This is a genomic window from Streptomyces sp. NPDC029674, assembly GCF_044903205.1.
Lineage (GTDB): Bacteria > Actinomycetota > Actinomycetes > Streptomycetales > Streptomycetaceae > Streptomyces.
This window is the reverse complement of the sequence record NZ_JBJDPY010000066.1, coordinates 1-1,302: the sequence shown is the minus strand read 5'-3', so window position 1 is coordinate 1,302 and position 1,302 is coordinate 1. Positions and strand designations below refer to the sequence as shown.

Annotated in this window: 3 protein-coding genes; 2 read left to right on the top strand and 1 reads right to left on the bottom strand. The window is 74.4% G+C overall.

The annotated features are described in order from the left end of the window. Window positions 1–294 (top strand): hypothetical protein (locus tag ACI2L3_RS40400; protein ID WP_404757457.1); only part of this gene is annotated, 294 nt, incomplete at its 5' end. 30 nt (window positions 295–324) lie between these two features. Then, the gene (locus tag ACI2L3_RS40395) at window positions 325–597 is read left to right on the top strand and encodes a DUF3263 domain-containing protein (RefSeq protein ID WP_350749603.1); all 273 of its coding nucleotides are present in this window, start codon (window positions 325–327) and stop codon (window positions 595–597) included. Window positions 598–697: 100 nt separating this feature from the next. On the opposite strand, the gene ACI2L3_RS40390 is transcribed toward ACI2L3_RS40395, so the two are convergent. Beyond that, window positions 698–1,302, bottom strand: a 605-nt coding sequence (locus tag ACI2L3_RS40390; protein ID WP_404757456.1) for a tyrosine-type recombinase/integrase, incomplete at its 5' end; no start/stop codon positions are given.

Genomic DNA, 1,302 nt, shown 5'->3' with positions numbered 1-1,302 from the left:
ATGACGCAGGCCGAGCGGCGGTGCGCGCTCACCCACGAGCTCGTGCACCTCGAGCACGGCCACCGCGGCTGCCAGCCGCCGGCCGTCGAACACGCGGTGCGCGCGGCCGCGGCCCGGCACCTGATCACGCTCGAGCAGCTCTCCGACGCCCTGCCCTGGTCCATGAGCCTGGACGAGCTCGCCGACGAACTGTGGGTGACCCCGCTCGTGCTCACCGACCGACTCGCCGGGCTCACCCGGGCCGAGCGGGAGCACCTCGCCGCCCGGATCCCCGAGCACCGCGAGACCGTCTAGCCTGTCCGACCCCGGACGTACCGTCCCGACATGACCACGACCACCCAGGCGCCCGCGAGCGCCGGCCACCTGTCCGTTCGTGACCACATGGTGCTGCAGCTGTGGGGGCGGCGGTGGCGGCACGGGGCCGCGCGTGACCGGGCCGCCGAGCACCTGGTCGGGCTGCGGGGGACGGCGCTGACGATGCGCGTGGCCACGCTCGCCGAGAACCCGGTGGCCATCGCCGCCTACCCGGTGATCACGCGGCGGGCCCGGGAGGCTCGGCAGACCCGCGAGCGCGCGGTACGGGCGCCGGCCGTTTAACGTGTCTGCCCCCTCGGGGAGCGTGGAGGCCGCGAAGGGAAGCGCAAGAGAGGCCCCGTCCAGCAGCCAGCTGGGCGGGGCCTCTCGCTGTGCCAGGAGGTCAGGCGCCGGGGGAGGGCTCCCAGCCGATCGCGTCGACCGCGGCGCGCTGGGCGTCCAGGAGCAGGTGCGCGTACCGCCGCGAGGTGGTCTCGAGCGACTCGTGGCCGAGGCGGTGCTGCACGATCTGCGGGGCCACCCCCTCCATCAGCGCCCACGAGGCGAACGTGTGCCGCGCCGAGTGCGGCGAGAGGTCCTTCGTGATGCCGGCGGCCGCGAGTGCGGGCTTCCAGTGGCGCTCGACGAAGTTCGTGCGGTGGATGACGCGGCCGGTGGGGGAGGTCAGGAGGAAGTCCTCGGGGGGTCGGCCGGCGGCGAGCGGGGCGAGCATGGCCACGACGTGGTCGGGGAGCATGATCGCGCGGCGGCCGCGCTGGGTCTTCGGTGCGCCGAGGACGACGCCCTGGGCGCCCTTCTTCCAGGCGCGGCGCACGTGGATGACGCCGGCGTCGACGTCGAGGTCGCGGACCTGCAGGGCGGTGGCCTCGCCCCAGCGGGCGCCGGAGGTGATCAGCAAGGCCAGCAGCGGTTGGAAGTGCGGGGTCATGGCCCGGTAGAAGCGGTCCCACTCGGTGCGGGTGAAGATGTCCTTCTCCTCCTCGACGT

Excerpts from the sequence above, each read along its gene's own strand:
- ACI2L3_RS40395 (WP_350749603.1), top strand. The coding sequence starts at position 325 with ATGACCACGACCACCCAGGCGCCCGCGAGCGCCGGCCACCTGTCCGTT.